This is a genomic window from Prevotella sp. oral taxon 313 (assembly GCF_003043935.1).
Lineage (GTDB): Bacteria > Bacteroidota > Bacteroidia > Bacteroidales > Bacteroidaceae > Prevotella > Prevotella jejuni.
This window is the reverse complement of sequence record NZ_PYXE01000002.1, coordinates 274,918-301,833: the sequence shown is the minus strand read 5'-3', so window position 1 is coordinate 301,833 and position 26,916 is coordinate 274,918. Positions and strand designations below refer to the sequence as shown.

Annotated in this window: 22 protein-coding genes and 1 tRNA gene; 19 read left to right on the top strand and 4 right to left on the bottom strand. The window is 40.4% G+C overall.

The annotated features are described in order from the left end of the window. Positions 1–9 precede the first annotated feature (9 nt). Positions 10–981, bottom strand: a complete 972-nt coding sequence (locus AXF23_RS15580) for a KpsF/GutQ family sugar-phosphate isomerase (RefSeq protein ID WP_107626146.1) — start codon at positions 979–981, stop codon at positions 10–12. Then, the gene (kdsA, locus tag AXF23_RS15575) at positions 978–1,736 is read right to left on the bottom strand and encodes a 3-deoxy-8-phosphooctulonate synthase (RefSeq protein ID WP_107626145.1); all 759 of its coding nucleotides are present in this window, start codon (positions 1,734–1,736) and stop codon (positions 978–980) included. The genes AXF23_RS15580 and kdsA overlap by 4 nt, the downstream gene beginning before the upstream one ends. A gap of 281 nt (positions 1,737–2,017) precedes the next feature. Between kdsA and AXF23_RS15570 the strand changes: the two genes are divergently transcribed. Then, a complete protein-coding gene (locus AXF23_RS15570) occupies positions 2,018–2,569 on the top strand; it encodes an outer membrane beta-barrel protein (protein WP_107626144.1) in 552 nt (183 codons plus the stop codon). Positions 2,570–3,456: 887 nt separating this feature from the next. On the opposite strand, the gene AXF23_RS15565 is transcribed toward AXF23_RS15570, so the two are convergent. Next, positions 3,457–5,820: a mechanosensitive ion channel family protein gene (locus AXF23_RS15565; protein ID WP_107626143.1), complete on the bottom strand. Its 2,364-nt coding sequence runs from the start codon at positions 5,818–5,820 to the stop codon at positions 3,457–3,459. Positions 5,821–6,004: 184 nt separating this feature from the next. Here AXF23_RS15565 and AXF23_RS15560 point away from each other — a divergent pair, with 184 nt between their 5' ends. The 11 genes from AXF23_RS15560 to AXF23_RS15510 all read left to right on the top strand — a co-directional run bounded on the left by AXF23_RS15560 (position 6,005) and on the right by AXF23_RS15510 (position 17,621). Beyond that, positions 6,005–6,895: an ATPase gene (locus tag AXF23_RS15560; RefSeq protein ID WP_107626142.1), complete on the top strand. Its 891-nt coding sequence runs from the start codon at positions 6,005–6,007 to the stop codon at positions 6,893–6,895. A 284-nt stretch (positions 6,896–7,179) separates the two neighbouring features. Continuing rightward, positions 7,180–7,530, top strand: a complete 351-nt coding sequence (locus AXF23_RS15555; RefSeq protein WP_089366034.1) for an NADH-quinone oxidoreductase subunit A — start codon at positions 7,180–7,182, stop codon at positions 7,528–7,530. After that, positions 7,521–8,450 (top strand): NADH-quinone oxidoreductase subunit B, encoded by a 930-nt coding sequence (locus AXF23_RS15550; protein ID WP_089366033.1) that lies wholly within the window; start codon positions 7,521–7,523, stop codon positions 8,448–8,450. Before AXF23_RS15555 ends, AXF23_RS15550 begins: the two co-directional genes overlap by 10 nt. 18 nt (positions 8,451–8,468) lie before the next feature. Then, positions 8,469–10,043, top strand: a complete 1,575-nt coding sequence (locus AXF23_RS15545; protein ID WP_009011250.1) for an NADH-quinone oxidoreductase subunit D-related protein — start codon at positions 8,469–8,471, stop codon at positions 10,041–10,043. 44 nt (positions 10,044–10,087) lie between these two features. Beyond that, the gene (gene nuoH, locus AXF23_RS15540) at positions 10,088–11,179 is read left to right on the top strand and encodes an NADH-quinone oxidoreductase subunit NuoH (protein WP_107626141.1); all 1,092 of its coding nucleotides are present in this window, start codon (positions 10,088–10,090) and stop codon (positions 11,177–11,179) included. Positions 11,180–11,191: 12 nt separating this feature from the next. Then, entirely contained in the window at positions 11,192–11,728 is a 537-nt protein-coding gene (locus AXF23_RS15535; RefSeq protein ID WP_009011248.1) for a 4Fe-4S dicluster domain-containing protein, read from the top strand. 12 nt (positions 11,729–11,740) lie between these two features. Further along, entirely contained in the window at positions 11,741–12,280 is a 540-nt protein-coding gene (locus AXF23_RS15530) for an NADH-quinone oxidoreductase subunit J family protein (protein WP_107626140.1), read from the top strand. After that, positions 12,277–12,585, top strand: a complete 309-nt coding sequence (gene nuoK / locus AXF23_RS15525; RefSeq protein ID WP_004360908.1) for an NADH-quinone oxidoreductase subunit NuoK — start codon at positions 12,277–12,279, stop codon at positions 12,583–12,585. Before AXF23_RS15530 ends, nuoK begins: the two co-directional genes overlap by 4 nt. Before the next feature lie 13 nt (positions 12,586–12,598). Further along, the gene (locus AXF23_RS15520; protein ID WP_107626139.1) at positions 12,599–14,653 is read left to right on the top strand and encodes an NADH-quinone oxidoreductase subunit 5 family protein; all 2,055 of its coding nucleotides are present in this window, start codon (positions 12,599–12,601) and stop codon (positions 14,651–14,653) included. A gap of 4 nt (positions 14,654–14,657) precedes the next feature. Beyond that, complete coding sequence (locus AXF23_RS15515) at positions 14,658–16,169, top strand: complex I subunit 4 family protein (RefSeq protein ID WP_009011244.1); 1,512 nt, start codon at positions 14,658–14,660, stop codon at positions 16,167–16,169. A gap of 12 nt (positions 16,170–16,181) precedes the next feature. Beyond that, complete coding sequence (locus AXF23_RS15510; RefSeq protein WP_107626138.1) at positions 16,182–17,621, top strand: NADH-quinone oxidoreductase subunit N; 1,440 nt, start codon at positions 16,182–16,184, stop codon at positions 17,619–17,621. An 842-nt stretch (positions 17,622–18,463) separates the two neighbouring features. On the opposite strand, the gene AXF23_RS15505 is transcribed toward AXF23_RS15510, so the two are convergent. Beyond that, the gene (locus AXF23_RS15505; protein ID WP_107626137.1) at positions 18,464–18,868 is read right to left on the bottom strand and encodes a DUF3127 domain-containing protein; all 405 of its coding nucleotides are present in this window, start codon (positions 18,866–18,868) and stop codon (positions 18,464–18,466) included. A 210-nt stretch (positions 18,869–19,078) separates the two neighbouring features. Here AXF23_RS15505 and dnaN point away from each other — a divergent pair, with 210 nt between their 5' ends. The 7 genes from dnaN (at position 19,079) to AXF23_RS15470 (ending at position 26,833) form a co-directional block, all read left to right on the top strand. Then, positions 19,079–20,203, top strand: coding sequence for a DNA polymerase III subunit beta (gene dnaN, locus AXF23_RS15500; protein WP_009011235.1), 1,125 nt, complete (start codon positions 19,079–19,081; stop codon positions 20,201–20,203). A 94-nt stretch (positions 20,204–20,297) separates the two neighbouring features. Further along, positions 20,298–21,152, top strand: coding sequence for a 3'-5' exonuclease (locus tag AXF23_RS15495; RefSeq protein WP_107626136.1), 855 nt, complete (start codon positions 20,298–20,300; stop codon positions 21,150–21,152). Positions 21,153–21,156: 4 nt separating this feature from the next. Then, positions 21,157–22,368 (top strand): bifunctional phosphopantothenoylcysteine decarboxylase/phosphopantothenate--cysteine ligase CoaBC, encoded by a 1,212-nt coding sequence (gene coaBC / locus AXF23_RS15490; RefSeq protein WP_107626135.1) that lies wholly within the window; start codon positions 21,157–21,159, stop codon positions 22,366–22,368. Next, entirely contained in the window at positions 22,346–23,230 is an 885-nt protein-coding gene (locus AXF23_RS15485) for a type IX secretion system protein PorD (RefSeq protein WP_107626134.1), read from the top strand. The genes coaBC and AXF23_RS15485 overlap by 23 nt, the downstream gene beginning before the upstream one ends. 63 nt (positions 23,231–23,293) lie before the next feature. Beyond that, positions 23,294–24,967 (top strand): DNA repair protein RecN, encoded by a 1,674-nt coding sequence (recN, locus tag AXF23_RS15480; protein ID WP_107626133.1) that lies wholly within the window; start codon positions 23,294–23,296, stop codon positions 24,965–24,967. A 20-nt stretch (positions 24,968–24,987) separates the two neighbouring features. Next, the gene (locus AXF23_RS15475; protein WP_107626132.1) at positions 24,988–26,670 is read left to right on the top strand and encodes a tetratricopeptide repeat protein; all 1,683 of its coding nucleotides are present in this window, start codon (positions 24,988–24,990) and stop codon (positions 26,668–26,670) included. Positions 26,671–26,758: 88 nt separating this feature from the next. Then, positions 26,759–26,833: transfer RNA gene (locus AXF23_RS15470), tRNA-Arg, on the top strand. The last annotated feature ends 83 nt before the right edge of the window (positions 26,834–26,916 follow it).

Below are 26,916 nucleotides of genomic sequence, written 5' to 3'. Positions count from 1 at the left end.
ATCTTATCTTTACAGCATACAGCTATAATGGTCTACAACACCTAAAAGGTGTTTCTCCTTATCGCATACCAATACAGTATGGATCTTGTTTTGCTGCATAATATGCTGAATCTCTGTTATTTTTGTTGTTGGCAAGACCGTTTTAGGGCTCTTTGTCATAATGTCACTGACCGTATGATCAAAGAATTCTGCCTGCCAATGCTCCATAGCTCTACGGATATCGCCATCAGTTATCAGTCCTATCACTTTCCCATTATCAACTGATACACCCAAGCCAAGCTTACCTTTACTGACATGTATGATTGCTTCGCCTAAGTGCATATCCTTTGGTATGATAGGAAGCTCGTCTGAACGCATAACATCTTGTGCTGTTGTCAGTAGGCGTTTACCTAACTCTCCACCTGGATGGAACTGTGCGAAGTCCTGTGGCTTGAAGTTACGAACACGCATGAGAGCAACTGCTAATGCGTCACCCATGACCAGTGCTGCTGTTGTCGAGCTGGTTGGAGCAAGGTTGAGAGGACAGGCTTCTTTCTCGACCCATACTTTTAGGTGGGCTGTAGAATACTTTGCCAATAGAGAATTAGGGTTGGCACTCATTCCAATAATAGGGATATCCATGTGAAGAACTATCGGAATGAAACGGAGCAATTCGTCTGTTTGACCAGAATTAGACAAGGCTAAGACGACATCCTCCTTGGTCATTACTCCCAAGTCACCATGATAAGCGTCTAAGGGATTGACGAAGAAAGCAGGTGTACCTGTTGAAGAGAGTGTTGCCGCTATTTTTGCACCTATATTTCCACTCTTGCCAACACCGGTAACAATGATTTTACCCGTACAATGATACATCAAGCTAACGGCCTTATCAAAGTTCTCATCCAACTGATTTATTAAGTTGAGTGTTGCGTCTGCCTCCTCTTTTATACATTGTGTAGCATACGCTCTGACTTGTGTCAATCTCTCTTCTGCTTCCATCATATTAGTTTTCCTATTAATTCGTCTAACTTTTCAAGCTCTAACATATTGGCTGCATCAGACAATCCTGCGTCTGGTGTAGGGTGGACCTCAAAGAAGTAACCTGTTGCACCGAACGCTTTAGCTGCCAAAGCCATTGATGGTACGAACTTGCGATCGCCCACAGTTTTCCCATCTCCAGCGCTTGGCCTCTGTACACTATGCGTACAATCCATAATGACATCAGGAACAATCTCTTTCATGTCAGGTATGTTTCGAAAATCAACAACAAGGTTGTTGTATCCAAAACAGTTCCCACGCTCCGTCAGCCACACCTCTTTAGCTCCGCTCTCTTGGCATTTCTGAACAGGATAACGCATGTCTCTGCCACTAAGGAATTGTGCTTTCTTTATGTTTACAATCTTGCCTGTCTTTGCGGCAGCCACTAATAAGTCTGTTTGTCGACATAGGAAGGCTGGTATTTGAATGACATCAACAACTTCTCCGACGGCTTTAGCCTGATAACTCTCATGAATATCAGTCAACAGGCGTAGTCCATATTTATCCTTGATAGCCTGTAACATCTCAAGACCCTTCTCAAGTCCTGGGCCGCGAAAGGAGTGTATGCTCGTTCGATTAGCTTTATCAAAGCTCGCTTTGAAGATGATATCGATGTCGTATTTGTTGTTGAGTCGCACTAACTCTTCGGCTACAATGCCGAGAAGCTCTTGACTTTCTATAACGCAGGGACCTGCAATGAAGGTAGGTTTATTCATCATTATTCGATTATATAAATAGCTTCTTTTACCATGAAGGGCTGATATTTTCTGCCAGAAGCGAGTACAAAGTTATATATAATAAGGTGAAGAGACAAGTAATTAACGTTCATTTAGATGTTTAAAGTAAAACTTATGCGTAAAATTTGGCAGTTTAATAGAAAACCCTTTACTTTGCACACAGAAAACAAAGCTTATTGTCTCTTACGGCTTAAACGGTTGTTGAGAGATATAGCACAAGGTAAAACAGATATAATTCAGTATTAATTAAAAAGTTTTCTATTATGAAAAAGATTTTATTGTCATTTGCAGTAGCATTTGTTTCACTTGCTGCAAGCGCACAGGTTTACGTTGGTGGTAGCGTTGGTATTGCTTCTTCTAAGACAGACGGGTCTGATGCTGTTACTACTTATCAGTTCCTCCCAGAGGTTGGTTACAACATCAACGGTGACTGGGCAATTGGTACTACACTCGGTTGGGGTAAGGGTGACCCTGTAGAATATGAGGGTGAGTCTCGTAACTACGTTAAGGTTGCACCATACGCTCGTTACACTTTCGTACGCTCTAAGTATGTAAATGCTTTCGTAGATGGCGGCTTCGGTTATGCTCATTACAATCACGCTCACACTCGTGGTGCTTCTATTAATGAGTGGGAAGCTGGTTTGAGACCAGGTCTCGCAGTTAACCTCAGTCCAAAGGTAAGCTTTGTAACTCACGTTGGTTTCGTAGGTTGGAAGTCTTCTAAGGCTGATGTAAGTGGCGCTAAGGCTAACAATGTTTGGGGTGCTTCTCTTAATGGTAACAATATCACCTTCGGTGTATATTACAATTTCTAATCAATAGAGTTGAAGAAACTTAATAAGTATATGGAGGAACGCTGTTTAGCGTTCCTCTTTTCGTTTCTGTTTCTTTCTCTTGTGGTGCCTACCTGCATGCCAAAACCTATATTTCTCTGTGAAGGAAGAAAGACCTCTTTTTTAGCTATCATCGTTTCCAGTAGATTAATTTAGTATTCTCTCTATACTTCAAAAGAATTAGTAGGCTTGTGAAAAGTCATTACAAAACATTGAGTAAATCATTCTCAAGAAAAGAGTATAATCTCTCCTAAATGTTAGCCTGTAACTCTCACGAAATCAGCATATTACAAGTAGCGTTGAAGAAGACGCCCTTCTTGCCCCAAGAAGGGCGTCTTCTATGAGCAAGAAGGGCATGTTCTCAATTGCAAGTAGGCGTCTTCTATTACCTTATAGAGCATATAGTGGATTCTAAGGAAGTAAAAAAAGTAGCTTTCTCTCCAGTCTTTCCGAAAGAAAGGGAGTATCTACCGAGATAGAACTCGCTGTTATATTGTATTCAATGAGCAAAGAGAGTGAACATCACTCCAGCTTTTGCTTGTCTTGTTCTCCAACTTGCCTTTTAACGAGGAAGGAATTTATTAGCTAAAGGTGAGTATTAGCAAGATGAGTAAAATGTATTCTTTTACTCGCAGATCATACTAATTTTTGCGCACAGCAATACAATATAACGAGGTGTTCTGCCCTCGAAGTTTTTCGTGTTTATACTCCGTACTACTCGTGTACATATTCCTCCCGTTCGTAAGAAAGGAACTTAAGGCTTGTGTTAGCTGCCATGAAAGAATAGAATGAGTCACTGATAACTAATTATATAGTAATGGTATTATTCAAGCTTTGATGCGTTTTGAATACATGAATAGTCCCGTCACTTAATTATTATTTTGTTGTTTGATAGTGATTTCACGCTGTGGGAATGGGATTTCAATGCCATTCTTATTAAGCGTCTCGTAAATACATTCCATGATATCACCAATGTCACTACCTCGTGTAAATACATTCAGCCAAACAATAATGCTCAATGTAATGCAGCTATCATCAAAACTTTTAAGTCTGACAACGACTGGTTGTGCTTCGTAAGTGACTCCCAATGAAGTTATAGCGTCTGTAAGAAGAGCTTTTACCTCCTTAATATTAGTCCCGTACGCTACTCCAACCTCAAGGATATCCAACTCATAACCATGATTCTTTGTCATGTTCTTGTAGTTTTTGGTGAATAGTTGTGAGTTTTGGAAAGCAATAACCGAACCATCGAGTGCTTCTATCATAGTCGATGTATAGCTGATAGAGCTTACCCTACCACGAATGTCATCACAAATGATGTAGTCGCCAATCTTGATACGACCAGCCATCAGAGAGATGCCATAATAGATGTTTTCGAGGATATCCTTCATCGCAAAACCTATACCCGTTGACAGTCCACCCGTCACAACGACCAACCATGTGCTGCTGACCTTGATGATGCTAAGTGTAGTTAATAGCCATGCACCCCAGATAACAACCTGTAATACATTGATATACATTGTTGCGCGTGCTTCAGCTGTTGATGGGTCGTTTCGTTTGAGATACAGTTTAATTGCATCACGAATCGTTAGGTTTAGATAATTAAATACGAACCAAAGAATGGTTACAACGGCTATGGCGTAGACACTAATCTTTATGTTCGTAGAGTCAATGAAGTTGTCACGAATCAAATCCCAAGTCAACCCACTAAGATTGAACACGTCTGTTGCCCAATAAACAGCCATAAAGAAAGATATGACCAAAGCAATTGGGATGAGAACAATGTCTATGAAGTGTAGTGCCCATACCTTTATAGGCGATAAGTTCTTGATAGGGTGTTTAGCTCTATATTGATTCAGATAGTCTTTGAAGAAGGCGATTGTAAGAATACATGCCAATTGCATTGACCACCAGATAATTACTTGTACGGCAAACATCGTATATCCTATCCATGCACTCACAAGTGAGAAGACAAAGACAAGTTGAGACATATAAGCGAAGTTCAGGTCGTAACGAGGTACAAGCTTGTGATATCTGTAAATCATTCTTGCCTGCCACAAGGTGTCGATAAGTAATAGAGGCGGGAAGAGGAGCGTCACGATAGAGCTTGGGAGCATTACAATACGGAAGGTAATGACGAAGAACCCAATCATTATCAATGGATAGTAGATGCGATAAGCGTTGTGTGTCTGTGAGCCTTCTACACGCAGGAGCAGGGAAGCAAAGATAACTGTCAGCATCCATGTGTACTCTAAGAGTAGGCTGCAAGCCATGTGTACGAAATTAGAAGGTGAGAACAATCTGATGATAACAAGTATGATACTAAACGTAATCACGGAAGCCAACATAATAATACACGTACGCTTTGCAAGGAAAGCATGACTTTTCTGCTCAAACCTATTGGTCTTCATGACCTTAGTCACTAAGAAGCGAATACTCAGATAGTTGATAAGGATGGCTATTAAACCATAAATGAGTATCATACTAAAAAGTGTGATAATCCACTTTACATCCCATTGTGAGGCAACAACAGGGTCGGAAGTGTATTTTTCGGAGAGTGTTGTGTTCATTTGGTTGAAGCGTAGTCGGGCAGTCTTTAAGAACTTGAAATAGTTGTCTCCAGAGTTCGTAAAGATACCAGACTGTATCTCCTCGTACCTTTTCTGTGCGTAGGCATCGAGTGCTTCTAATTGTTGTTGGCTAAACTTATAGTATTGGATGTATTCTTGATAGGAGTCGTTGCGCTCTTTTAGCATCCTTCGAATACTTGCTGCAAGGGTAAGACAGACGTTACGGTCGGTCTTCATCTTAGGCGTGAGACCAAAGATATACATCGTACTAAGTACGTTGATCAATGAGTCGTAGCGTGCTATCTCTTCATTACTTTCTGTGATAAGGTCGTGGAAGGGACGGGTCTTGGTTTGAAAGTCTTTCCATAATTCGGTTGCTTGTTGGCAGGCATAAGTAAGGTCGAAGATGTTATCCGTCTTTTGAGAATAAAGCATCAAGGATATTTGGGCAGACTTATCACCAATCTCCTTCAGTTGACTTGTAACTTGTTCGGTAATAAATCTTGATTTATTCAGCTGTTTTGTTTGTTCTAAATGCTGCGCAATCAGTTCAGAGCGTAGTACTTGTAGAGAGTTTTTCAGTGAGTCCTCTTGTAGAACAGCATGTATTGGCAGTGTGAGGATGAAAAGTAATATAGTGATAAAAAATAGCTTTTTGCGCATATCTGTTTTACTCTAAAAAGGGTTGTTATGTATTATATAGGTGTACAAAGATACGGAAACTTTGGCATTTAGGGCTGTATAGGAATGTAAAATGATACTAAAGATACCTTTGTTTGTGCTTTTCTTATCTCACATGGCGTGTAAACGAATAAAAAATAGTAAGTTTGCACGAAAAAAGAACACTATGATATTAATTGCCGATAGTGGAGGTTCTAAAACAGACTGGGCATTGATAAGTCTGCCAACAGATACCAGTAAGTGCGTTCTGAGAGTCCGTACACAGGGATTGAATCCTTTTCATCAGTCGAAGGATGTCATTTTACATACATTAGAACAGGAGCTAATACCAGCGTTAATCAAGGCTACTGAACAAAACAACAATTCTCTAAGGGAGGCTGATATAATCAAGTTGGTCACACAGATATACTTTTATGGGGCTGGATGTACAAAGAGTCTTTCACCCATTGTAAGTGAAGCACTCAGCATGGCATTCCCTTCTGCTTCGGTGAAAGTAGAGAGCGATTTGTTAGGTGCAGCTCATGCAGTATGCGGACATGAGGCCGGAATCGCTTGTATATTAGGTACTGGTGCTAATAGCTGTCAGTATGATGGCGAGCAGATTGTAGCAAATATCCCCCCTTTGGGTTATATCTTGGGAGACGAAGGCAGTGGGGCTGTTCTTGGAAAGTTATTACTCAATGGCATCTTCAAAGGCGATTTGCCAACAGAGATACGTGATCTGTATTTAGAATGGAGCGGATTGAGCTATCCTGAAATTATTGATAAAGTATATCGTCAACTACTTGCAAACCGCTTTTTAGCAGGGATTTCAAGATTTATCAAAGACAACTTGCAACATACTGAATTAGAGGCTTTAGTAGAATATAATTTCGATAATTTCTTTAAGAAAAATATCTTGAAGTATAAATCATCTCCAATCCGTACTATTTCAGCGGTTGGAGGGATAGCAGCAGCTTTTGAACCGCAATTAAGAGCCAGTGCTAATCGCTTCGATTATCAAGTTGGTAAGGTGATAGCCTCACCTATAGAGGGTTTGATTGAATATTATTCTTAGGATGAATTGTTAATTATGACCAGTGAATCTGATATTTATGTAGCCTGTTCTCTCTGCCCTTTGGGTACAATAGGAATTTAATACAATGTATTTAACAAACAGCCGATTATCGTCTTGTAAATATGGCAATACGTCGTTTGTAAAGTAGAGTTTGCAAAAAGTGGTATGTTTTTCTGTTCAAAATGCAGTTGTTCTCAAATAATTTTGTAACTTTGCAGATGTTTTAAAACATATTACATTAAGAGCAAGATTGCACAATTAAATTATAGCTATATATAAAGTTTATGTATTTCACACTTTTTGTTACCGTTTTGATAACGGCCGCATTCTTGGTAGTGGCAGCTTATGCTATCGCTAAGTTGATTGGCCCGCGTTCATACAATCCTGCGAAGGGTGAGCCTTACGAGTGTGGTATACCGACTTACGGAACCTCTTGGTTACCAGTACATATCGGTTACTACCTCTTTGCTATCCTTTTCTTGATGTTTGACGTGGAGACAGTATTCCTCTATCCATGGGCAGTCGTTGTAAAAGAAACCGGTCCACTTGCACTTGCTACGATTGGTTTCTTTATGCTGGTATTAGTATTTGGTCTTGCGTATGCTTGGCGGAAAGGAGCACTTGAATGGAAATAAGAAAGCCAAAAATCAAGTCTCTTCCATACGAAGAATGGAAAGACAATGACACGCTTAGCAAAATGGCAAGCGAATTGAACGATGGTGGTACAAACCTTGTTCTCGGTAACTTGGATCAGCTCATCAACTGGGGTCGTAGTAATTCTCTTTGGTCGCTAACCTTCGCAACATCATGTTGTGGTATTGAGTTTATGTCTGTTGGATGTGCACGTTATGACTTCTCTCGCTTCGGATTTGAGGTTACACGTAACTCACCACGTCAGGCTGACTTGATTATGTGTGCTGGTACAATTACGAATAAGATGGCTCCAGCATTGAAGCGTCTGTATGATCAGATGGCTGAGCCTAAGTATGTAATTGCTGTCGGTGGTTGTGCTATCTCTGGTGGTCCATTTAAGGATAGCTATCACGTTATGCGTGGTATTGATGAGATTATCCCTGTGGATGTTTATATCCCTGGTTGTCCTCCACGTCCAGAGGCCATTATCTATGGTATGATGCAGCTTCAACGCAAGGTGAAGGTCGAGAAATTCTTCGGTGGTGTTAACCATAAGCAGACAGCTGAAGAGCGTGAATTAGGTAAGAGTAATTCTGAACTCATCTTTGAAGAGAAGTTAGGTATTAATCCAGAGGAGATAAAGGAGAAGCGTGAGGCTGCTTGGAACGAGGCAAAGAAACCTGCTCCAAAGCCAGCACGTCCTGTCGCTAAGCCTGCTCCTGCTGCTGTTAAGCCTGCTGAAGCAGCTGAGAAACCAAAGGAAGCTGCGGTTGCATCTTCTTCAGAAACTGTTGTTCCAAAGAAAGATACGATTGTTGTTGACCAGCCTGTAACAAAGGAAGATGTTGAAAAGTTGGGTAAAGAAATCGATCAGATAGGTGCAACAGGTAAGGTTTCAGACGAGACTTCTACTAATAATTAATATATAAGGTACGCGAGAATGAAATTAGAAAATAAAGAGTTCGGTTTTGATAGCTTTGCTTCTGAGATGGCAAAGCTAAAGAATGAGAAGCATTTCGATTACCTTGTAACTGTTGTCGGTGAAGACTTTGGTGCAGAGGAAGGTCTTGGATGTATCTATATCCTTGAGAATACAAATACTCATGAACGTTGCTCTGTAAAGCAACTTGCAAAGAAGGTAGGGGAGGAGTCTGTTATTCCTTCTGTCTATCAGCTTTGGAATGATGCAGACTTATTAGAGCGTGAGGTTTATGATTTCTATGGTATCAAGTTCCTTGGTCACCCTGATATGCGTCGTCTCTACCTAAGAAACGACTTTAAGGGATATCCACTCCGTAAGGATTATGACATGGATCCAAAGAAGAACATGTACACAACGGAGGATGATGTAGAAGTTGATACAACAACAGAATGGAATCTCAATAATGAAGGTGAACTTGTTCAGACACAACATGCGCTGTTCACTGATGATAATTTCGTTGTGAATATCGGTCCTCAGCACCCATCTACTCACGGTGTGCTCCGTTTGCAGACTGTGTTGGATGGTGAGACTGTAACCAAGATCTATCCACACTTGGGATATATCCATCGTGGTATTGAGAAGCTTTGTGAACAGTTCACATATCCTCAGACCTTGGCATTGACTGACCGTATGAACTATCTGTCAGCAATGATGCATCGTCACGCACTTGTTGGTGTTATAGAGGAAGGTATGGGCATTGAGTTGTCTGAGCGTATCCTCTATATCCGTACTATTATGGATGAGTTGCAGCGTATTGACAATCACCTCCTTTATACATCTTGTTGCGCTCAAGACTTAGGCGCCCTTACAGCTTTCCTTTATGGTATGCGTGATCGTGAGCATGTATTGAATGTAATGGAAGAGACGACTGGTGGTCGCCTGATACAGAACTATTATAGAATAGGTGGTTTGCAGGCTGATATAGATCCAAACTTTGTTTCAAACGTGAAAGAACTTTGCAAATACTTACGTCCAATGGTACAAGAGTATTTGGATGTCTTTGGTGATAATGTCATTACTCACCAACGTTTCTGCAATGTTGGTGTAATGGATGAGAAGGATTGTATTAGTTATGGTGTGACTGGTCCTGCTGGTCGTGCAAGCGGTTGGAAGAATGATGTTCGCAAGAACCATCCATACGCCATGTATGACAAGGTTGATTTCGAACAGATAACCTTGACACACGGCGATTCTATGGATCGTTACTATTGTCATATACAGGAGATTTATCAGAGCCTTAATATTATTGAGCAGTTGATTGATAATATCCCTGAGGGTGAGTTCTATATCAAACAGAAACCAATCATCAAGGTTCCTGAGGGACAGTGGTACTTCTCTGTTGAGGGTGCAAGTGGTGAGTTTGGTGCTTATCTGGATTCACGTGGTGACAAGACAGCATATCGTTTGAAATTCCGCCCAATGGGTCTGACACTTGTTGGCGCCATGGATAAGATGTTACGTGGTCAGAAGATTGCCGACTTGGTGACTACTGGTGCTGCGCTTGACTTCGTTATCCCTGATATTGACCGCTAACATGGTTATCAATAAAGTAATCAATTAAGAATTAAATTCATACTATGTTCGATTTTAGTATAGTTACAAAATGGTTCGATGAATTGCTTCGTGTCACTTGTGGACTAAGTAATTTTTGGGCCGTTCTGATTGAGTGCGTTGTGGTGGGATTGGCAATACTTCTTGCTTATGCTTTACTTGCAATAGTGCTTATCTTTATGGAGCGTAAGGTCTGCGCCTACTTCCAGTGCCGTATTGGTCCTGTCAGAGTAGGATGGTGGGGAACTTTACAGGTCTTAGCCGATGTGTTGAAGATGTTGATTAAGGAAATCTTTGCTGTAGATAAAGCGGATAAGCTACTTTATTATATGGCACCTTTCTTGGTTATTATCGCATCTGTCGGTACATTCTCTTTCCTTCCTTGGAATAAGGGTGCCCATATCCTTGATTTCAATGTTGGTATTTTCCTGGTGACCGCCATTAGTTCTATTGGTGTTGTTGGAGTATTCATTGCTGGATGGGGTAGTAATAATAAATATTCAGTCCTATCTGCTATGCGTGGAGCAGTACAGATGATTTCATACGAATTGTCATTAGGTGTATGTTTAATCTCGGCTGTTATCCTAACACAAACAATGCAGATTTCAGGTATAGTCGAAGCGCAGACAGGTCCTTGGCAGTGGTTGATAGTACAAGGACATATCCCAGCTATCTTGGCTTTCCTTGTATTCTGTATTGCGGGTAATGCGGAGGCTAATCGTGGTCCATTTGACTTGGCAGAGGCTGAGAGTGAGTTGACAGCAGGTTACCATACAGAGTATAGTGGTATGGGATTTGGTTTCTACTACTTGGCTGAGTACCTTAATCTTTTTGTTGTATCAGGTATTGCATCTACAGTGTTCTTAGGTGGTTGGGCTCCTTTGAACATTGGCTTGGATGGCTTTGATGCTGTTATGAATTGCATTCCTGGTATTGTTTGGTTCTTAGGTAAGACATTCGTAGTAGTATTCTTATTGATGTGGATAAAGTGGACGTTCCCACGTCTTCGTGTCGATCAGATTCTTAAATTAGAGTGGAAGTATCTTTTGCCGCTATCACTGATTATCCTCGTATTAATGACAGTGTGTGTAGCATTTGGTTGGACATTCACTAAGTAATGGTTAAAGAGAATGGAAGATAAAAAACAATCATATTTTGGTGAAGTCGGGAGTGCACTCAAGACTCTTGCTACAGGTATGAAGGTGACCATGAAGGAATACTTCACACCAAAGTCTACCGAGCAATATCCTGAGAACCGCAAGACGACTCTTCACGTAGCTAAGCGTCATCGTGGACGTTTAGTATTTAAGCGTGATGAAGAAGGAGTGTATAAATGCACTGCTTGTACTATGTGTGAGAAGGCCTGTCCTAATGGTACTATTAAGATACTATCTGAGATGGTTACCAACCCTGAGACAGGTAAGAAGAAGAAACAACTTCTTGATTATGAGTATGACTTAGGCGATTGTATGTTCTGTGAGTTGTGTGTTAATGCTTGCAACTTTGATGCAATCGAGTTTACGAATGATTTCGAGAATTCTGTTTTCGATCGTTCTAAGTTGGTATTACACCTTGATAAGGAAGTATATAAAGGTGGTTCATTACCTGACCTTATCGATGGAGGTGCTGACTGGAAGGTTGGAACGTTCAATACTAAAAAGAAATAAAGGTTTAGAGATATGGCAAGATTAATTATGTTTGCGGTACTCGCCGTTATTATACTGGCTTCAGCCGTATTCTGTGTATCGACGAAGCGCATCATGCGAGCAGCAACAGCATTGTTGTTTGTTCTCTTTGGCGTTGCAGGTCTCTATTTCCTGCTTGATTATACGTTCCTTGGAGCTACTCAGATCAGCATCTATGCTGGTGGTATCACTATGATGTACATTTTTGCTATTCAGTTAGTAAGTAAGCGTACATTACAAGGATTATCTGAGCGTTGGTTAGGAAAGCGCACTTTCCTTGCTGCTATTATTGCTTTAGTAGGTTTCGGCACAGTAATCTTAGTTTTGTTAAAGAATGAAGTCTTGCGTTACACAGCTGTAGACGGAAGTGCTTTTGCAAACGAGATTACAATGAAAACTATTGGTGATAACTTAATGACAGCTAAGAAATATGGATATGTTCTCCCATTCGAGTTCATTTCTTTATTCCTTTTAGCTTGCATCATCGGTGGATTAGTTATTTTGAATATCAAAAAGAAGGAGGAAAGCAAATGATACCTGTAGGATATTTCTTTGTCCTTAGTGGACTCTTGTTCTTTATCGGAGTATTTGGTTTCGTAACCCGTCGCAACCTTGTTGCAATGCTTATCTCCGTAGAGTTAGTTCTTAATAGTGTCGATATCAACTTTGCTGCATTTAATCGTCTACTTTTCCCTGATGGTTATGAGGGTATGTTCTTTACACTCTTCTCTATCGGTGTAAGTGCGGCTGAGTCAGCTGTTGCGCTCGCTATTATCATCAATGTTTACCGTCATTTCCACAGCGATCAGGTGAACAGTATTGAAAATATGAAATTATAAAAAGAAAACAAATATGTTTGATTACGCATTTTTGATACTTCTTCTCCCGTTCTTGAGTGCTATTGTACTCGGATTGTTCGGAATGAAGATGCCTCGCAAGGTTGCTGGTATCATCGGAACCTGTATGTTAGGAACATTATTTGTTCTTAGCCTTTACACTGCTTACCATTATTTCTTTTATACTGGTGAATATACAGCAATGGGCGAGACATTCAATGTAACTGATGGTCGCTTGGCTAATGGGGCATACCCAACTGTAACAGTCTTCAACTTAACATGGTTGAAGTTTACTGACCTTCTTACATTTAACATTGGTTTCCGTCTTTCTCCAATTAGTGTAATGATGTTAATCGTCATTACTACTGTCAGCTTGATGGTTCACATCTATTCATTCGGTTATATGGCTGAGCGTGATGAGAACTATAAGTTCGAAGAGTATGAGCACGGCTTCCAGCGTTTCTATGCCTACTTGTCACTCTTTACGATGTCAATGCTTGGCCTTGTCGTAGCAACCAATATCTTTCAGATGTATCTCTTCTGGGAGTTGGTAGGTGTATGTTCATATCTGTTGATTGGATTCTATTATCCAAAGCATACTGCAGTACATGCCAGTAAGAAGGCATTCATTGTTACACGATTTGCAGACTTATTCTTCCTAATTGGTATATTGTTCTTCAGCTTCTATGTAGGAACATTTAATTACGATCTTAGCGTTAATCCTGGACTTACTGAGACTTTGAATAGCTTAGCCAAGAATCCACATTTAACTTGGGTACTTCCTACTGCGCTCTTCTTGATGTTCATTGGTGGTGCAGGTAAGTCTGCAATGTTCCCATTACATATCTGGTTGCCAGATGCTATGGAAGGTCCAACACCTGTATCTGCTTTGATTCACGCAGCTACGATGGTTGTTGCTGGTGTATTTCAGGTTGCATCATTGTTACCAATCTATGTGCAGTTTGGTGCACAGGAGCAACTCCATTGGATTGCTTGGATAGCAGCATTTACTGCCTTCTATGCAGCAGCAGTAGCTTGTGCTCAGCGCGACATTAAGCGTGGTTTGGCATTCTCAACCATATCACAGATTGCCTACATGCTTGTTGCACTTGGTGTTTGCTTCTATGACAGTAAGCATGGTTCTTTTAATAGTGCAGAATATCTCCACCACGGAGGTCTTGGCTATATGGCAGCAATGTTCCACCTCTTCACTCATGCAATGTTTAAGGCTCTGCTCTTCCTTTGCTCTGGTGCTATCATTGTTATCATTGGTAGCAACTTTAAAGAGTATATGGGTGGTTTGCATAAATACATGCCAATAACTAACATCTGCTTCCTTATTGGTTGCTTGGCAATTGCTGGTTTTCCACCATTTGCTGGTTTCTTCTCTAAGGATGAGATCATCTCAGCATGTAATGCACTTCCTGGTGTAGAAGGACAGGCTTTAAAGTGGATAATGACACTTGTAGCTGGTATGACAGCATTCTATATGTTCCGTCTCTACTACGTAATCTTCTGGGGTGAGTCTTACTACGAGCAGGACCCAGAGAACCGTCGTCGTCCACAGGAAGTACCTTTCGTAATGTGGGGTCCATTGGTATTCCTCGCAATTATCTCTATCACTGCAGGTTGGATTCCATTTGGCCACTTTGTGAGTGCTAATGGTCTCAGCTATGATATCCATATTGACAGGAGCATCGCTGCAACCAGTATCTTTGCCGCACTTATCGGTTTCGCTCTTGCAACTTGGATGTATGCTGGTAAGAAGCAACCTGTTGCAGATGCGTTACAGCGCACCTTCCCACATTTACATAAAGCAGCTCTCAATAGATTCTATATTGATAATGCTTGGCAATTCTTTACACATAAGATTGTGTTCCGTTGCTTCTCTATTCCAATCGCATGGTTTGATCGTCACGTTATTGATGGCACCTTCAATTTCATGGCTTGGGGTACACAGGAGGCTGGTGAGTCTATCCGTTCATGGCAGAGTGGCGACGTTCGTCAGTATGCCGTATGGTTCATCACTGGTACAGTAGCATTAACATTAGTATTACTTTGCTTGATTTAAAGAAATGAGTTGGATATTAACTGTATTTGTAATTATCCCCGTCCTGATGCTCTTAGGCTTATGGGTAGCCAAGAATGACAATCAGGTACGCGGTGTGATGGTAGCTGGCGCTACAGCACTTTTGATAGGTGCAATCTGGCTGACCGTTTATTTCGTTCAGCAACGCAACGCAGGTAATCATGATGCGATGCTGTTAACAAATTCTGTGATGTGGTTCAAGCCTTTGAATATTGCTTTCTCGGTAGGTGTAGATGGTATCTCTGTCGTGATGATTCTGCTTTCTGCAATCATCGTCTTCACTGGTACTTTTGCCAGTTGGCAGCTTGAGCCTATGAAGAAGGAGTATTTCCTTTGGTTCGTACTCTTATCTTCAGGTGTATTTGGCTTCTTTATCTCTACGGATATGTTCACGATGTTCATGTTCTATGAGGTTGCGCTGATTCCAATGTACCTCCTCATCGGTGTGTGGGGTACTGGTCCAAAGGAATATTCTGCAATGAAGCTTACCTTGATGTTGATGGGTGGTTCTGCTCTCTTAGTACTTGGTATTCTTGGTATCTACTATTTCAGTGGTGCTACCACAATGGATGTCACAGAATTAGCACGTATGCATGCTATGCCTAAGAACATACAGAACATCTTCTTCCCATTGGTATTCATTGGCTTCGGTGTACTTGGTGCATTATTCCCATTCCATACATGGTCTCCTGACGGTCATGCTTCAGCACCTACAGCGGTATCAATGCTCCACGCTGGTGTATTGATGAAGCTCGGTGGTTATGGTTGTTTGCGTATTGCAATGTTCCTTATGCCAGATGCTTTGGAGATGTGGGCACCAGTATTCCTCGTGTTGACAACTATCTCTGTTGTATATGGTGCACTTTCAGCTTGTGTACAGACTGACTTGAAGTATATCAATGCTTATTCTTCAGTATCACACTGTGGTATGGTACTCTTCGCTTTGGTTATGACCACACAGACAGCTATCACAGGTGCAATTCTTCAGATGCTTTCACACGGTTTGATGACAGCTTTGTTCTTTGCATGTATCGGTATGATTTATCACCGTGCAGGAACACGTGACGTACGTTACCTTGGTGGTCTTATGAAGGTTATCCCATTCTTGGCTGTATCTTATGTAGTCGCAGGTCTTGCTAACCTTGGTTTGCCAGGTTTCTCAGGCTTCGTTGCTGAGATGACAATCTTCGTAGGTTCATTTGAGAATGCAGGTATGTTCCACAGAGTAGCCACAATCATTGCTTGTACAGCGATTGTTATCACCGCAGTGTACATCTTGCGTGTTGTAGGAAAGATACTCTTCCAGAAAATTCCTAATAAGAAGTTCTATGAATTGCATGATGCTACGTGGGACGAGCGCTTTGCGATTGGCTGTCTGATCTTCTGTGTTGCAGGCTTAGGACTATGCCCACTCTTCTTTGAGAATATGATTTTGGATGCGGTTCATCCTATCTTTGAGCACATTATCACGTATATACCAAATTTGGGTAATCTTTAATAAACGGGCGAAATGAATTATAGTGATTTCTTTAAGATGATTCCGGAGGCAAGTCTTGTTGCCATCCTGATAGTTTTGTTCGTTGCTGACTTTGCAACGGCAAAGGCTGAAGAACGCAAGTGGTTCAATCCGCTGGCTTCTATACTCTTGCTTCTGAACACATTTGTGTGTCTCTATCCTATGGGTACACAACATCTGTTCGGTGGTATGTATGTAACAAGTTCTGCTGTCAACGTTATGAAGGCCATCCTTTCTATGGGTACCTTTATCGTTGTAGTACAGAGTCGTACCTGGGCTGCAAAGACTGGTAAGGAAGCTGAGTTCTATATGCTCATCGTTTCAACATTGCTTGGTATGTTTGCGATGATGAGTGCAGGCAATTTCGTAATGTTCTTCCTTGGGCTCGAAATGGCGTCTGTACCATTGGCATGTGCCGTTGCTTTCGATATGTATCGTAAGAACTCTGCAGAAGCAGCAGCCAAGTTTATTTTGACAGCAACCTTCTCAAGCGGTGTAATGCTCTATGGTATCAGTTTCCTATATGGTCAGTTTGGTACACTTTACTTCGAAGATATTGCTGTAAAGATGCAGGCGACTCCATTGACAGTCATAGGTCTCGTATTCTTCTTCAGTGGTCTTGGCTTCAAGATTTCCCTTGTTCCATTCCACTTCTGGACGGCAGATACCTATCAAGGTGCGCCAACAACTGTTACTGGTTATTTGAGTGTTATCTCAAAGGGTGCTGCAGCCTTCACGTTGTTGAGTATTCTCTTCCATGTCTTCGGTGGCATGATGGAGTACTGGCACGTGTTGCTGATGATTGTAGTTGTTCTTTCAATTACTATTGCCAACCTCTTTGCTGTACGTCAGAATGAGTTAAAGCGTTTCATGGCATTTAGTTCTATCTCACAGGCTGGTTATATCATGTTGGCAGCTATTGGTAATAACTGGGCAAACTCTGTTGCTGCTCTTAGCTACTACGTTTTGATTTATGTTGTTGCCAACATGGCAGTCTTCACCATCATATCAGTCGTAGAGCAGAACAATGGCGGCAAAACCGACATTAGTGACTACAATGGATTTTATCAAACCAACCCACGTTTGAGTTTCTTGATGACCTTAGCGATGTTCTCTCTCGGTGGTATCCCTCCGTTTGCAGGTATGTTCTCTAAGTTCTTCATCTTTATGTCAGGTGTAAATGGTGCTGATATCAATACAACAATGGGTGCTTGGGCGTATGGCGTTGTATTCATAGCATTGCTCAATACGGTCATCTCACTTTACTACTATCTCAAGATAGTAAAGGCAATGTATATTGTTCGTACAGACAACCCATTGCCTAAGTTCAAGAGTGATTGCAATACTAAGTTTGCGTTGGCAGTCTGCATGGCAGGTATCCTGCTCTTCGGTGTTTGCAGCTTTGTATATGAATGGATTGCAGCAGCAGTTTAAGAGCTTCTGATTTATTAAAATAAGTAATATGAATCGCCTAAGGATTTCGATGGATCCTTAGGCGTTTTGTGTTTTTATAATGGCTTGTTCTTATTGCTATATGAAAACATTTCTTTATCCATAGACGTTCCATATTTTACAAGTTGATAAGCTGTATATTCTTCCCTTTCAATCTTGAATTATAGTATTAATGTTTGAAATATTTCTTGTTATTTCTCCGCTCGTATTGTGTTATTCGTGAATACAATTGTTTCTCACCCCCAAGTGGCTTTTAATGTTTAATTGTAGTGAATGTAGTTGATAGTTAGAGAGATGCAATGTTGTGAAAGGCAAAGGATGTAAGTGTACACGCCTCTTTACTTTTATACTGATATAGAATGTTTGTTGTTGTGTATTTAATGCTCTCTATGTCTCCTCTTTGTCCTATCATTTAGTATTGTTTTTCTTGATGACAAATACTTTACAAAAACACAGTAAGTAAGGCCTTAAAATCAAGGAGAAAGTTTAATGTCTTTAGTTTTGTATCTATTTGATAATTAAAAGATTATAGAGACGACTGTAGAAGGGGCCTGTCAAGGTGTAAGAAGAGCCTTAGTAACACGCAAGAAGGGCGTTTCCTATAAGCTACTTAGGCATGTTCTTTAAGACAAATAAGGCTTGTTTGAAATATAAAGGTGATTTTATTTTTACAAAAGGAATTATCTTCGCACCTTCTTATAACGCAAAATACTATTATAGAGTAAAGTAGTATTTTATCAAAGATAGTTTTCTAAAAACAAAAAGACAGACTCTGTTAAATCGGAGAGCCTGTCTTTTGTTGTATCGGAAATAGTGTATTTCTATTAGAATGGTAGGTCGTCAGTAGAGTTCTCCTCCGGTTGTGCAGGAGGGAATGGGGCTGGTTGTGATTCTGCTGCAGGTACTGGCTGCGGATTAATAGGGGCAGCTGCTGCAGGTGCACCAGCCATTACAGCCGTAGCATCAACACGCTGAATGTTCCATGCACGAATATTGTTAAACCAACGACCGTTGTATTCATGTGCATCAATATCGAAGCTAACATTGAGTTCTTCACCTGCTTTAATAGCAAACTGTTCAATTCTGTCAGCGCCAAAAACATCGAAAACCATCTTTTTGGGATACTGGTCATGGGTTTCGATGACATACTGTTGTGACTTCCATGGTCCTCGAGCAGAAGTTCCTTCACGTGCAGGGAGGACAGCGATTACTTTTCCTTGTAAATCCATTTATCTACTTGTTTTGGTTATTTTAATACTTTATTCTGTTTGCGAAATTACTAAAATAGTTCTAAAAACCGAAACTTTTATACTTAATTTTTGTTTTTCACGGCGCTTTTTTGTATTTTTGTACGATGAAGAAGAAAGACGACTATGATGAGAAGTCTGGTGTCTTAATTCGGATATACATAATATGAATATTAACTAAAATACATACTAATGAGATTTAACCTTTCAAGTACTGCATTGAGCAGCCGGTTGTTGACTCTCTCTCGAGTAATAAATAGTAAGAACTCTCTGCCTATTTTGGATTGTTTCTTGTTTGAAGTTCATGATGGACAGCTTACAATAACAGCATCTGACAGCGAGAATGTCATGCGTGGAACATTGAACCTTGAGAATTGTGAGGGCGAAGGTGATTTCGCAGTGAACAATCATACGATTCTTGATGCTGTGAAAGAACTTCCAGAACAACCACTAACATTGGATGTTAATTTGGATGAGATGAAGATATATGTTACCTATCAGAATGGTTCATATAATTTTCCTATTCTTGGAGCAGATGAGTATCCGAAGGCTCAATCAGTGTCTGAGAATGCAACAACCATCACACTTCAAGCTGAGATGTTGTCTGATAGTCTGACACGTTCACTCTTTGCAACAGCGCAAGATGAGCTTCGCCCAGTTATGAATGGTGTTTACTTTGATTTGAAGGAAGATGCTTTGGCTGTTGTAGCCAGTGATGGGCACAGACTTGTAAGGAATAAGATTTTCTCTATTAAGAGTGATACTCCAGCCTCATTCGTCCTACCTAAAAAGCCTGCTTCATTATTGAAGAATGTGTTGGCAAAGGATGGTGGAGATGTTATTATTCGTTTTGATGAGCGTTCAGCAGAGATTTCTTTTGCCGAAGGTAATCTTTCTTGCCGTTTGATAGAAGGTAAGTATCCTAATTATAATAGCGTAATTCCTCAGGACAACCCTAACCAAGTCACGATTGATCGTAAGACTTTGATTGGTGCTTTGCGTCGTGTGTTGCCGTTTGCGAGCGATTCTTCTCAGCAAATTCGCTTCCATGTGTCAGCTGGTCTGATGGAGTTGAATGCTGAAGATATTGATTTCGCAACAAGTGCAAAGGAGAGTGTCACCTGTGGATATGGTGGTAATCCTATGAGCATAGGCTTTAAGGGTTCAAGTATGCTTGATATTTTGAATAATATTGAGAGTGATGATGTCATTATACAGTTGGCAGATCCCTCTCGTGCTGGTGTTATTGTACCAGACAAACAGCCAGAGAATGAGGACATTCTCATGCTGATTATGCCGATGCTATTAAGCGATTAAAAGAGTAATAAAATAAATCTTATTGGGGGGATGGCTGTGTATCTCTATATAGCCATTCTCCTTTATGATTATATATAGGGTTATACACAAACGTATGAAGCTGAATTTGACAAAGCCATTGATAGTCTTTGATTTGGAGACAACAGGGCTTGACCTCGTAAACGACCGTATTATTCAAATCTCTTACATCAAGGTTTATCCTGATGGAAGGGAGGAAAGAGAGAATATCTTTATCAATCCTGGAAAGCCTATACCTACAGAAGTAACGTTGTTAACAGGTATTTCGGACGAGGATGTGGCTAATGCGCCTACCTTTAAGCAGAAGGCAAAGGAATTATCAGAGAAGTTTGCAGGATGTGATTTTGCTGGCTTTAATTCCAATCGATTTGATGTTCCGATGTTGGCAGAAGAATTCTTACGTGCGGGTGTTGATTTTGATTTCTCAAAGTGTCGTCTGATTGATGCACAGAATATCTATCATAAGATGGAGCGCCGCAATCTTGCTGCAGCATATAAGTTCTATTGTGGCAGGAAAATGGAGGATGATTTCGAAGCGCATAGAGCTGATCAGGATACTGAGGCTACATGGCGTGTTCTGCAGGGTGAGCTTGATATGTATGCTCCCGGTAGGCAGGAAGAAGAAGATCGTTCGCTGAATAATGACATGGATGAGCTTGCAGAGTTCTCAAAAATGAATGATTTTGTAGACTTTGCGGGTCGTATGGTATGGCGTGATATGATAGATAAAGAAGGTAATCAGCTATTGGATGCCGCAGGAAAACCACGCCGACATGAAGTGTTTAACTTTGGTAAATACAAAGGTTGGGATGTAGCTGAGGTGTTACACAAAGATCCTGGTTATTATAGTTGGATGCTTGCAAGCGATTTCACCTATAACACAAAGCAGGTGTTGACGCGTATTCGACTAAGAGAGTTTAATAATAGATAAGGTGATGTTGACGGGGAAGAAAATAGTTTTAGGCATAACAGGTTCTATAGCGGCTTATAAGAGTTGTCTTATTATTCGTGAGCTGATAAAGAGTGGGGCAGAGGTACAGGTGGTTATCACCCCTGCTGGTAAAGAATTTATTACCCCTATCACATTGTCAGCCTTGACACATAAACCTGTCGTAAGTGAGTTTTTCTCGCAGAAGGATGGTACGTGGAATTCCCATGTAGACCTTGGGTTATGGGCAGATGCTATGGTCATTGCACCTTGCACAGCTGCTACGTTAGGCAAAATGGCAAATGGAATAGCTGACAATATGCTTATTACTACTTATCTCTCTATGAAAGCACCTGTCTTTATTGCGCCAGCAATGGACTTAGATATGTATAAGCATCCTTCTACACAGAAGAATATTGAGACACTGCGTAGCTTGGGTAATTATATAATAGAGCCAGGTAGCGGTTTTCTTGCCAGTGGTTTGGAAGGGAAAGGGAGGATGGAAGAGCCAGAGAATATCATCAAGGCATTAGACAAATTCTTTTCTGTTTCATCTGAGTCACAGTCTGCTTTAGATGACCTAAAAGATAAAAAAATTCTTATAACAGCTGGTCCTACATACGAAAAGATTGACCCAGTACGTTTTATAGGTAATTATTCGTCTGGTAAGATGGGCTTCGCTTTAGCTGAGGAATGTGCCCGACGTGGTGCAAAAGTGGTGCTTGTAGCAGGACCAGTAAGCCTTACGTGTTCTGATGGTATCCAACGAGTAAATGTTGAAAGTTGCGAGGAAATGTATGAGGCTGCTGTCGGAGTATTCCCTGATTGCGATGCTGCGATACTTTGTGCAGCTGTTGCTGACTTCCGACCTGAGGCGATTGCAGAAGAAAAGATTAAGCGTGTAGGTGACGACTTAGTCTTAAAGCTGAAGCCAACACAGGATATTGCTGCGACAATAGGGCGTATGAAGGAAAAGAGTCAACGCATTGTTGCATTTGCATTGGAGACGAATGAAGAAGAAAATAATGCTCAAAGAAAGTTGGAAAAGAAGAATGCTGATTTCATCGTATTGAATTCAACGAGGATACCAGGGACGACTTTTCAGGCAGATGATAACCAAATAACGATTATCAACAAAGAAGGTAAGAAGCGTTATGCAAAGAAACCAAAGACAGAAGTGGCTCGTGATATTATTGATGAGCTTGTTGCTATTCTCTAATAGAGAATTATCAGCACAGGAGTTGAATGCAAAAGTGACCGTGAATCATAATCAGATTCAGGGTACGGATGCTTCTGTCTTTGAGAATTTACAACAGACTTTAGAACAGTTTATTAATACTCGTCAATGGACTCATTATCAGTTCCAAAGAAAGGAACGTATAAACTGTAACTTTAATATTACTGTTAGTAAGTATGACCCAGGTAATAACCTTTTTACTTGTACGGCTTTAATTCAGGCAAACCGCCCTGTTTATAATGCAGCCTACACTTCTACGCTCTATAACAATCAAGATGGAGATTTCAATTTCACCTTTGCTCAATTCGATCAGATTGAGTTTAATGAGGAGAATATAGATAATCAATTGACAGCACTGATAGCCTATTATGCTTATCTTATTATAGGATTAGATTTAGACTCTTTCGCTCCTATGGGTGGTGAAGATATTCTTCAGCGTTGTATGGTTCTGACGAATAATGCACAGAATCTTAACTTTACGGGTTGGAAAGCTTTTGATAATTCACGTAATCGGTTTGCTATCATTAACGACTATCTTGATGGAGCAATGAAACCATTTCGCCAGTTACAATATGACTATTACAGAACAGGATTGGACGAGATGGCTAACAATGCTGAACGTGGACGTACAAACATAACTATGGCATTGGAAAATGACTTAAAGAAAGCACATGTAAATCGCCCGATAAGTATGTTACCACAGATATGGACAGACTATAAAAAGGACGAATTGGCTAATATATACAAAGGGAAAGGAACACAGAAAGAAAAGGAGTCGGTTTATGATATCCTCTTTGGTATCAATGCCAGTCAGAACATTACATGGGACAAAATAAAACAGTAGTAATTCTATTGTAGTATGAAATAGTCCTATATTCTAATTTCACTTAGTATTATTGATAAATATATGCTGAAACATCTATATATAAAAAACTATACGTTGATAGACCAGTTGGATATAGCCTTTCATTCTGGTTTCTCGGTTATTACTGGTGAAACAGGTGCGGGTAAGAGTATTATCCTTGGTGCTATCGGATTATTGTTAGGTAATCGAGCTGATAGCAAACAAATTAAACAAGGAGAGAAGAAATGTACTATTGAAGCACATTTTGACCTTTCTAACTATGGTTTTGATTCTTTCTTTGCAGAACATGATATTGATTTCGAACCAGAAGATACAATTGTTCGTCGTGAACTAACGGCTACGGGTAAGTCTCGTGCTTTTATTAATGATACGCCAGTGTCGTTGCAGATGATGCGTGCATTGGGTGAGCAGCTAATAGATGTTCATTCACAGCATCAAAACCTATTGTTACAGAAGGATGATTTTCAATTGAATGTTATAGACATCATTGCTCAAGACAGTAAGGAACTGGCTGCTTATCGTTCAGCGTTTCAGCAATACAAAGAGGCTGAACGACGTCTGTCAAGTGTGAAAGAGCAGATCTCAAAGGCACAGGAAAACGAAGAGTTTATGCGTTTTCAGTTTAGTGAATTGGATAACGCAGGGTTGGTTGAAGGCAGGCAAGAAGAGTTGGAGCAAGAGAGTGAGACTCTCTCACATTCTGAAGATATCAAAACAGCTTTCTATGAAGCTGATAATCTGCTGAATGATGATGATAGTGGAGTTATTAGTAAGCTTGGAAAGAGTCTGGATAGTCTTGGTGATATAGAGAAGGTGTATCCTAAAGCACAAGAACTGGTACAACGACTGTCATCAGTACATATAGAGTTGAAGGATATTGCAGGTGAGGTTAGTAGTGAAGTTGAGAATATCGACTTTGACCCTTCACGTTTGGATAGTATCAATCAGAAGCTTGACTTACTGAATACACTTGAACAGAAATTCCATGTTTCTACAGAGAAAGAGCTCATCGAGATTCGTGATAATATTGCAGAACAGCTTAAGAATATTGATAACAGTGACGAAGAACTGGATTTACTTGAACAAGATGTGAAAGCAAAACTTGTAGCTTGTGAAAAGCAAGCAGAGAAGTTAACAGGGCTAAGACATAAAGCTATAAAGATTGTTGAAGAACAGATGAAGAGCCGTCTTATACCACTTGGTATTCCTAATGTTAGGTTTAAGGTTGATTTGTCGCCTAAGGCTCTATCATTAGATGGCGCAGACAAGGTTCAATTCCTTTTCTCTGCCAATACAAGTACAGCTATGGAACCAGTAGCACAGGTGGCTTCCGGTGGTGAGATTGCTCGTGTGATGTTGTCGTTAAAAGCAATGGTAAGTGGAGCAGTGAAGTTACCAACAATTATTTTTGATGAGATTGATACTGGTGTTAGTGGTAAGATTGCACAGAAGATGGCGCTCATCATGCAAGAAATGGGCGATAATAATCGTCAGGTTATTTCTATCACTCATCTTCCACAGATTGCTGCTTTGGGTAGCTCACATTATAAGGTTGAGAAAGAAGAAACAGCAGAAGGTACTCGTAGTCACATGCGTGAGTTGACACAAGAGCAGCGTGTGACAGAGATAGCACAGATGCTTTCGGGAGCTGATATCTCTGATGCAGCTTTACAGAATGCTCGTGAACTGTTAGAATTAAGCAAGAAGAAAAAATAACACCTTACTAAAAACATACAATGAAAGAAAGAATGAACATGAAACTAAGAACTTTAATTTTGGCCATTTCACTTGTGTTTGGTGTATCTACAAGCCTTTTCGCACAGCCTGCTGCTGTGAAGAAAGCTGCAGATGCAGCCTTTACATTGACAACTTTTAAGGCAGATGGCAGTATTTTGGCAACTTCTAATGGTGTTTGCATAAGTACTGATGGTATTGCTGTCAGTCCATGGAAGCCTTTTATAGGTGCTGATAAAGCTGTTATTGTAGATTCGAAGGGACAGAAGCATGACGTGGAATGTCTGCTTGGTGCGAATGAAATCTATGATATAGCAAAGTTTCAAGTGAGTGGTAAGACTGCTGCTGCACCTTTAGCAACAACTGTTTCTGCAGGTGACGAGGTTTGGCTTACTCCTATACTTAAAAGTGGAAATGCTGAGAAAGCCAATGTGACAAGCGTTGAAAAATTCATGGATAAGTATAACTATGCTATTTTAAGCTCATCTGCAACAGATAAGATGAATGGTGTTCCGGTCTTTGATAAAAAGGGACAGGTTATAGGTTTGTACAATAAATCTGGTGACTCCCAGAGTTCCACGGATGCTAACTATGCGAAGGACTTTGTTCTTAAGGGTCTTTCACAGAATGATGTAACGCTTCGACAGAGTGATATACGAATCGGTTTACCTAACACGTTGGAAGAGGCTGTTGTTGCTTTGATGCTTTCTTCAGAGAAGCCTGCTAATATACATGAGGCTATTGTCAACGAATTTATTACTAAGTTCCCACAGTCAAATGATGGATATTATGCGTTAGCGAACATACAGATTGCTAAAGGTGAGGTCGCAAATGCTGATAAAACAATGCAGACTGCTATCGGAAAGGTTACTGCAAAGGATGAAGCTCACTATAATTTTGCTCGTCTTATTTATCGTAATGCGTTTATCCCTGAGTTTGAGGAAAAAGCTAAAGCTATTGGGTGGACACTTGATAAGGCTTTGGATGAAGTCCAAAAGGCTCAATCTGCAAAAGCCAATGATGCTTATCGCCATTTGCAAGCACAAATTACTTATGCAAAGGGTGATTATGCAAAGGCTTATACAGACTTTGAGGCACTAACTAAGACGAAATTTAATAATCCAGAGTTGTATTTGGAAATGGCACAGAGTCGCCAACATCTGGGAGGTACTGATCAGGAGATTCTCGACTTGCTCAATAAGAGTATCGAACTTTGTGATACGCCATACGTATCTACTTCTGCACCATATTTCTATACACGTGGACAACAGCTGGAGAAGATGGGGGAGTATCGAAAGGCTGTACAAGATTATTATACGTATGAATATTTTAATCAAGGACGTCTTGGCGCAGCATTCTATTATATGCGTGAACAGTGTGAGGTGAAGGGACGTATGTGGCAGCAGGCACTACAAGACATTCTTGTTGCATCACGACTTGACCCTAAAGAAGCATTATACCCAACGGAGGCAGGAAGCCTTTTGTTACGTTTAAATAAGCTTGATGCTGCAATGAGTGCTGCTCAACAAGCAATCCAACTTGATGACGCTCAGCCTGATGCATACCTTATCTTGGGTATAGCACAATGTGAAAGTAAACAGAAAGAGTCTGGAATAAAGAATATTCAAAAAGCAAAGGAACTTGGTAATACACAAGCCGATACGTTTTTACAGAAATATAAATAATTTGACAAGATAGTTTAATAGGTATGAAATTTGAAGGAATGGAATTTGGCAGAACCGAATTTATTCCGTACCTTTGCACCCGCATGATGGTTCCGTAGCTCAGTTGGATTAGAGCAACAGCCTTCTAAGCTGTGGGTCTTGGGTTCGAATCCCAACGGAATCACTGAGAAGATTTAAGAGAATAACTATACCGGTTATTCTCTTTTCTTTTGATATTCAGATAGTTACAAAATAATTTATTATCTA

Excerpts from the sequence above, each read along its gene's own strand:
- AXF23_RS15520 (WP_107626139.1), top strand. The coding sequence starts at position 12,599 with ATGTTTGATTACGCATTTTTGATACTTCTTCTCCCGTTCTTGAGTGCT.
- AXF23_RS15535 (WP_009011248.1), top strand. The coding sequence starts at position 11,192 with ATGGAAGATAAAAAACAATCATATTTTGGTGAAGTCGGGAGTGCACTC.
- dnaN (WP_009011235.1), top strand. The coding sequence starts at position 19,079 with ATGAGATTTAACCTTTCAAGTACTGCATTGAGCAGCCGGTTGTTGACT.
- AXF23_RS15570 (WP_107626144.1), top strand. The coding sequence starts at position 2,018 with ATGAAAAAGATTTTATTGTCATTTGCAGTAGCATTTGTTTCACTTGCT.
- AXF23_RS15515 (WP_009011244.1), top strand. The coding sequence starts at position 14,658 with ATGAGTTGGATATTAACTGTATTTGTAATTATCCCCGTCCTGATGCTC.
- kdsA (WP_107626145.1), bottom strand. The coding sequence starts at position 1,736 with ATGATGAATAAACCTACCTTCATTGCAGGTCCCTGCGTTATAGAAAGT.
- AXF23_RS15495 (WP_107626136.1), top strand. The coding sequence starts at position 20,298 with ATGAAGCTGAATTTGACAAAGCCATTGATAGTCTTTGATTTGGAGACA.
- recN (WP_107626133.1), top strand. The coding sequence starts at position 23,294 with ATGCTGAAACATCTATATATAAAAAACTATACGTTGATAGACCAGTTG.
- AXF23_RS15580 (WP_107626146.1), bottom strand. The coding sequence starts at position 981 with ATGATGGAAGCAGAAGAGAGATTGACACAAGTCAGAGCGTATGCTACA.
- AXF23_RS15485 (WP_107626134.1), top strand. The coding sequence starts at position 22,346 with ATGAGCTTGTTGCTATTCTCTAATAGAGAATTATCAGCACAGGAGTTG.
- AXF23_RS15475 (WP_107626132.1), top strand. The coding sequence starts at position 24,988 with ATGAAAGAAAGAATGAACATGAAACTAAGAACTTTAATTTTGGCCATT.
- AXF23_RS15510 (WP_107626138.1), top strand. The coding sequence starts at position 16,182 with ATGAATTATAGTGATTTCTTTAAGATGATTCCGGAGGCAAGTCTTGTT.
- AXF23_RS15505 (WP_107626137.1), bottom strand. The coding sequence starts at position 18,868 with ATGGATTTACAAGGAAAAGTAATCGCTGTCCTCCCTGCACGTGAAGGA.
- AXF23_RS15530 (WP_107626140.1), top strand. The coding sequence starts at position 11,741 with ATGGCAAGATTAATTATGTTTGCGGTACTCGCCGTTATTATACTGGCT.
- coaBC (WP_107626135.1), top strand. The coding sequence starts at position 21,157 with ATGTTGACGGGGAAGAAAATAGTTTTAGGCATAACAGGTTCTATAGCG.
- AXF23_RS15555 (WP_089366034.1), top strand. The coding sequence starts at position 7,180 with ATGTATTTCACACTTTTTGTTACCGTTTTGATAACGGCCGCATTCTTG.
- AXF23_RS15565 (WP_107626143.1), bottom strand. The coding sequence starts at position 5,820 with ATGCGCAAAAAGCTATTTTTTATCACTATATTACTTTTCATCCTCACA.
- AXF23_RS15560 (WP_107626142.1), top strand. The coding sequence starts at position 6,005 with ATGATATTAATTGCCGATAGTGGAGGTTCTAAAACAGACTGGGCATTG.
- AXF23_RS15545 (WP_009011250.1), top strand. The coding sequence starts at position 8,469 with ATGAAATTAGAAAATAAAGAGTTCGGTTTTGATAGCTTTGCTTCTGAG.
- nuoK (WP_004360908.1), top strand. The coding sequence starts at position 12,277 with ATGATACCTGTAGGATATTTCTTTGTCCTTAGTGGACTCTTGTTCTTT.
- AXF23_RS15550 (WP_089366033.1), top strand. The coding sequence starts at position 7,521 with ATGGAAATAAGAAAGCCAAAAATCAAGTCTCTTCCATACGAAGAATGG.
- nuoH (WP_107626141.1), top strand. The coding sequence starts at position 10,088 with ATGTTCGATTTTAGTATAGTTACAAAATGGTTCGATGAATTGCTTCGT.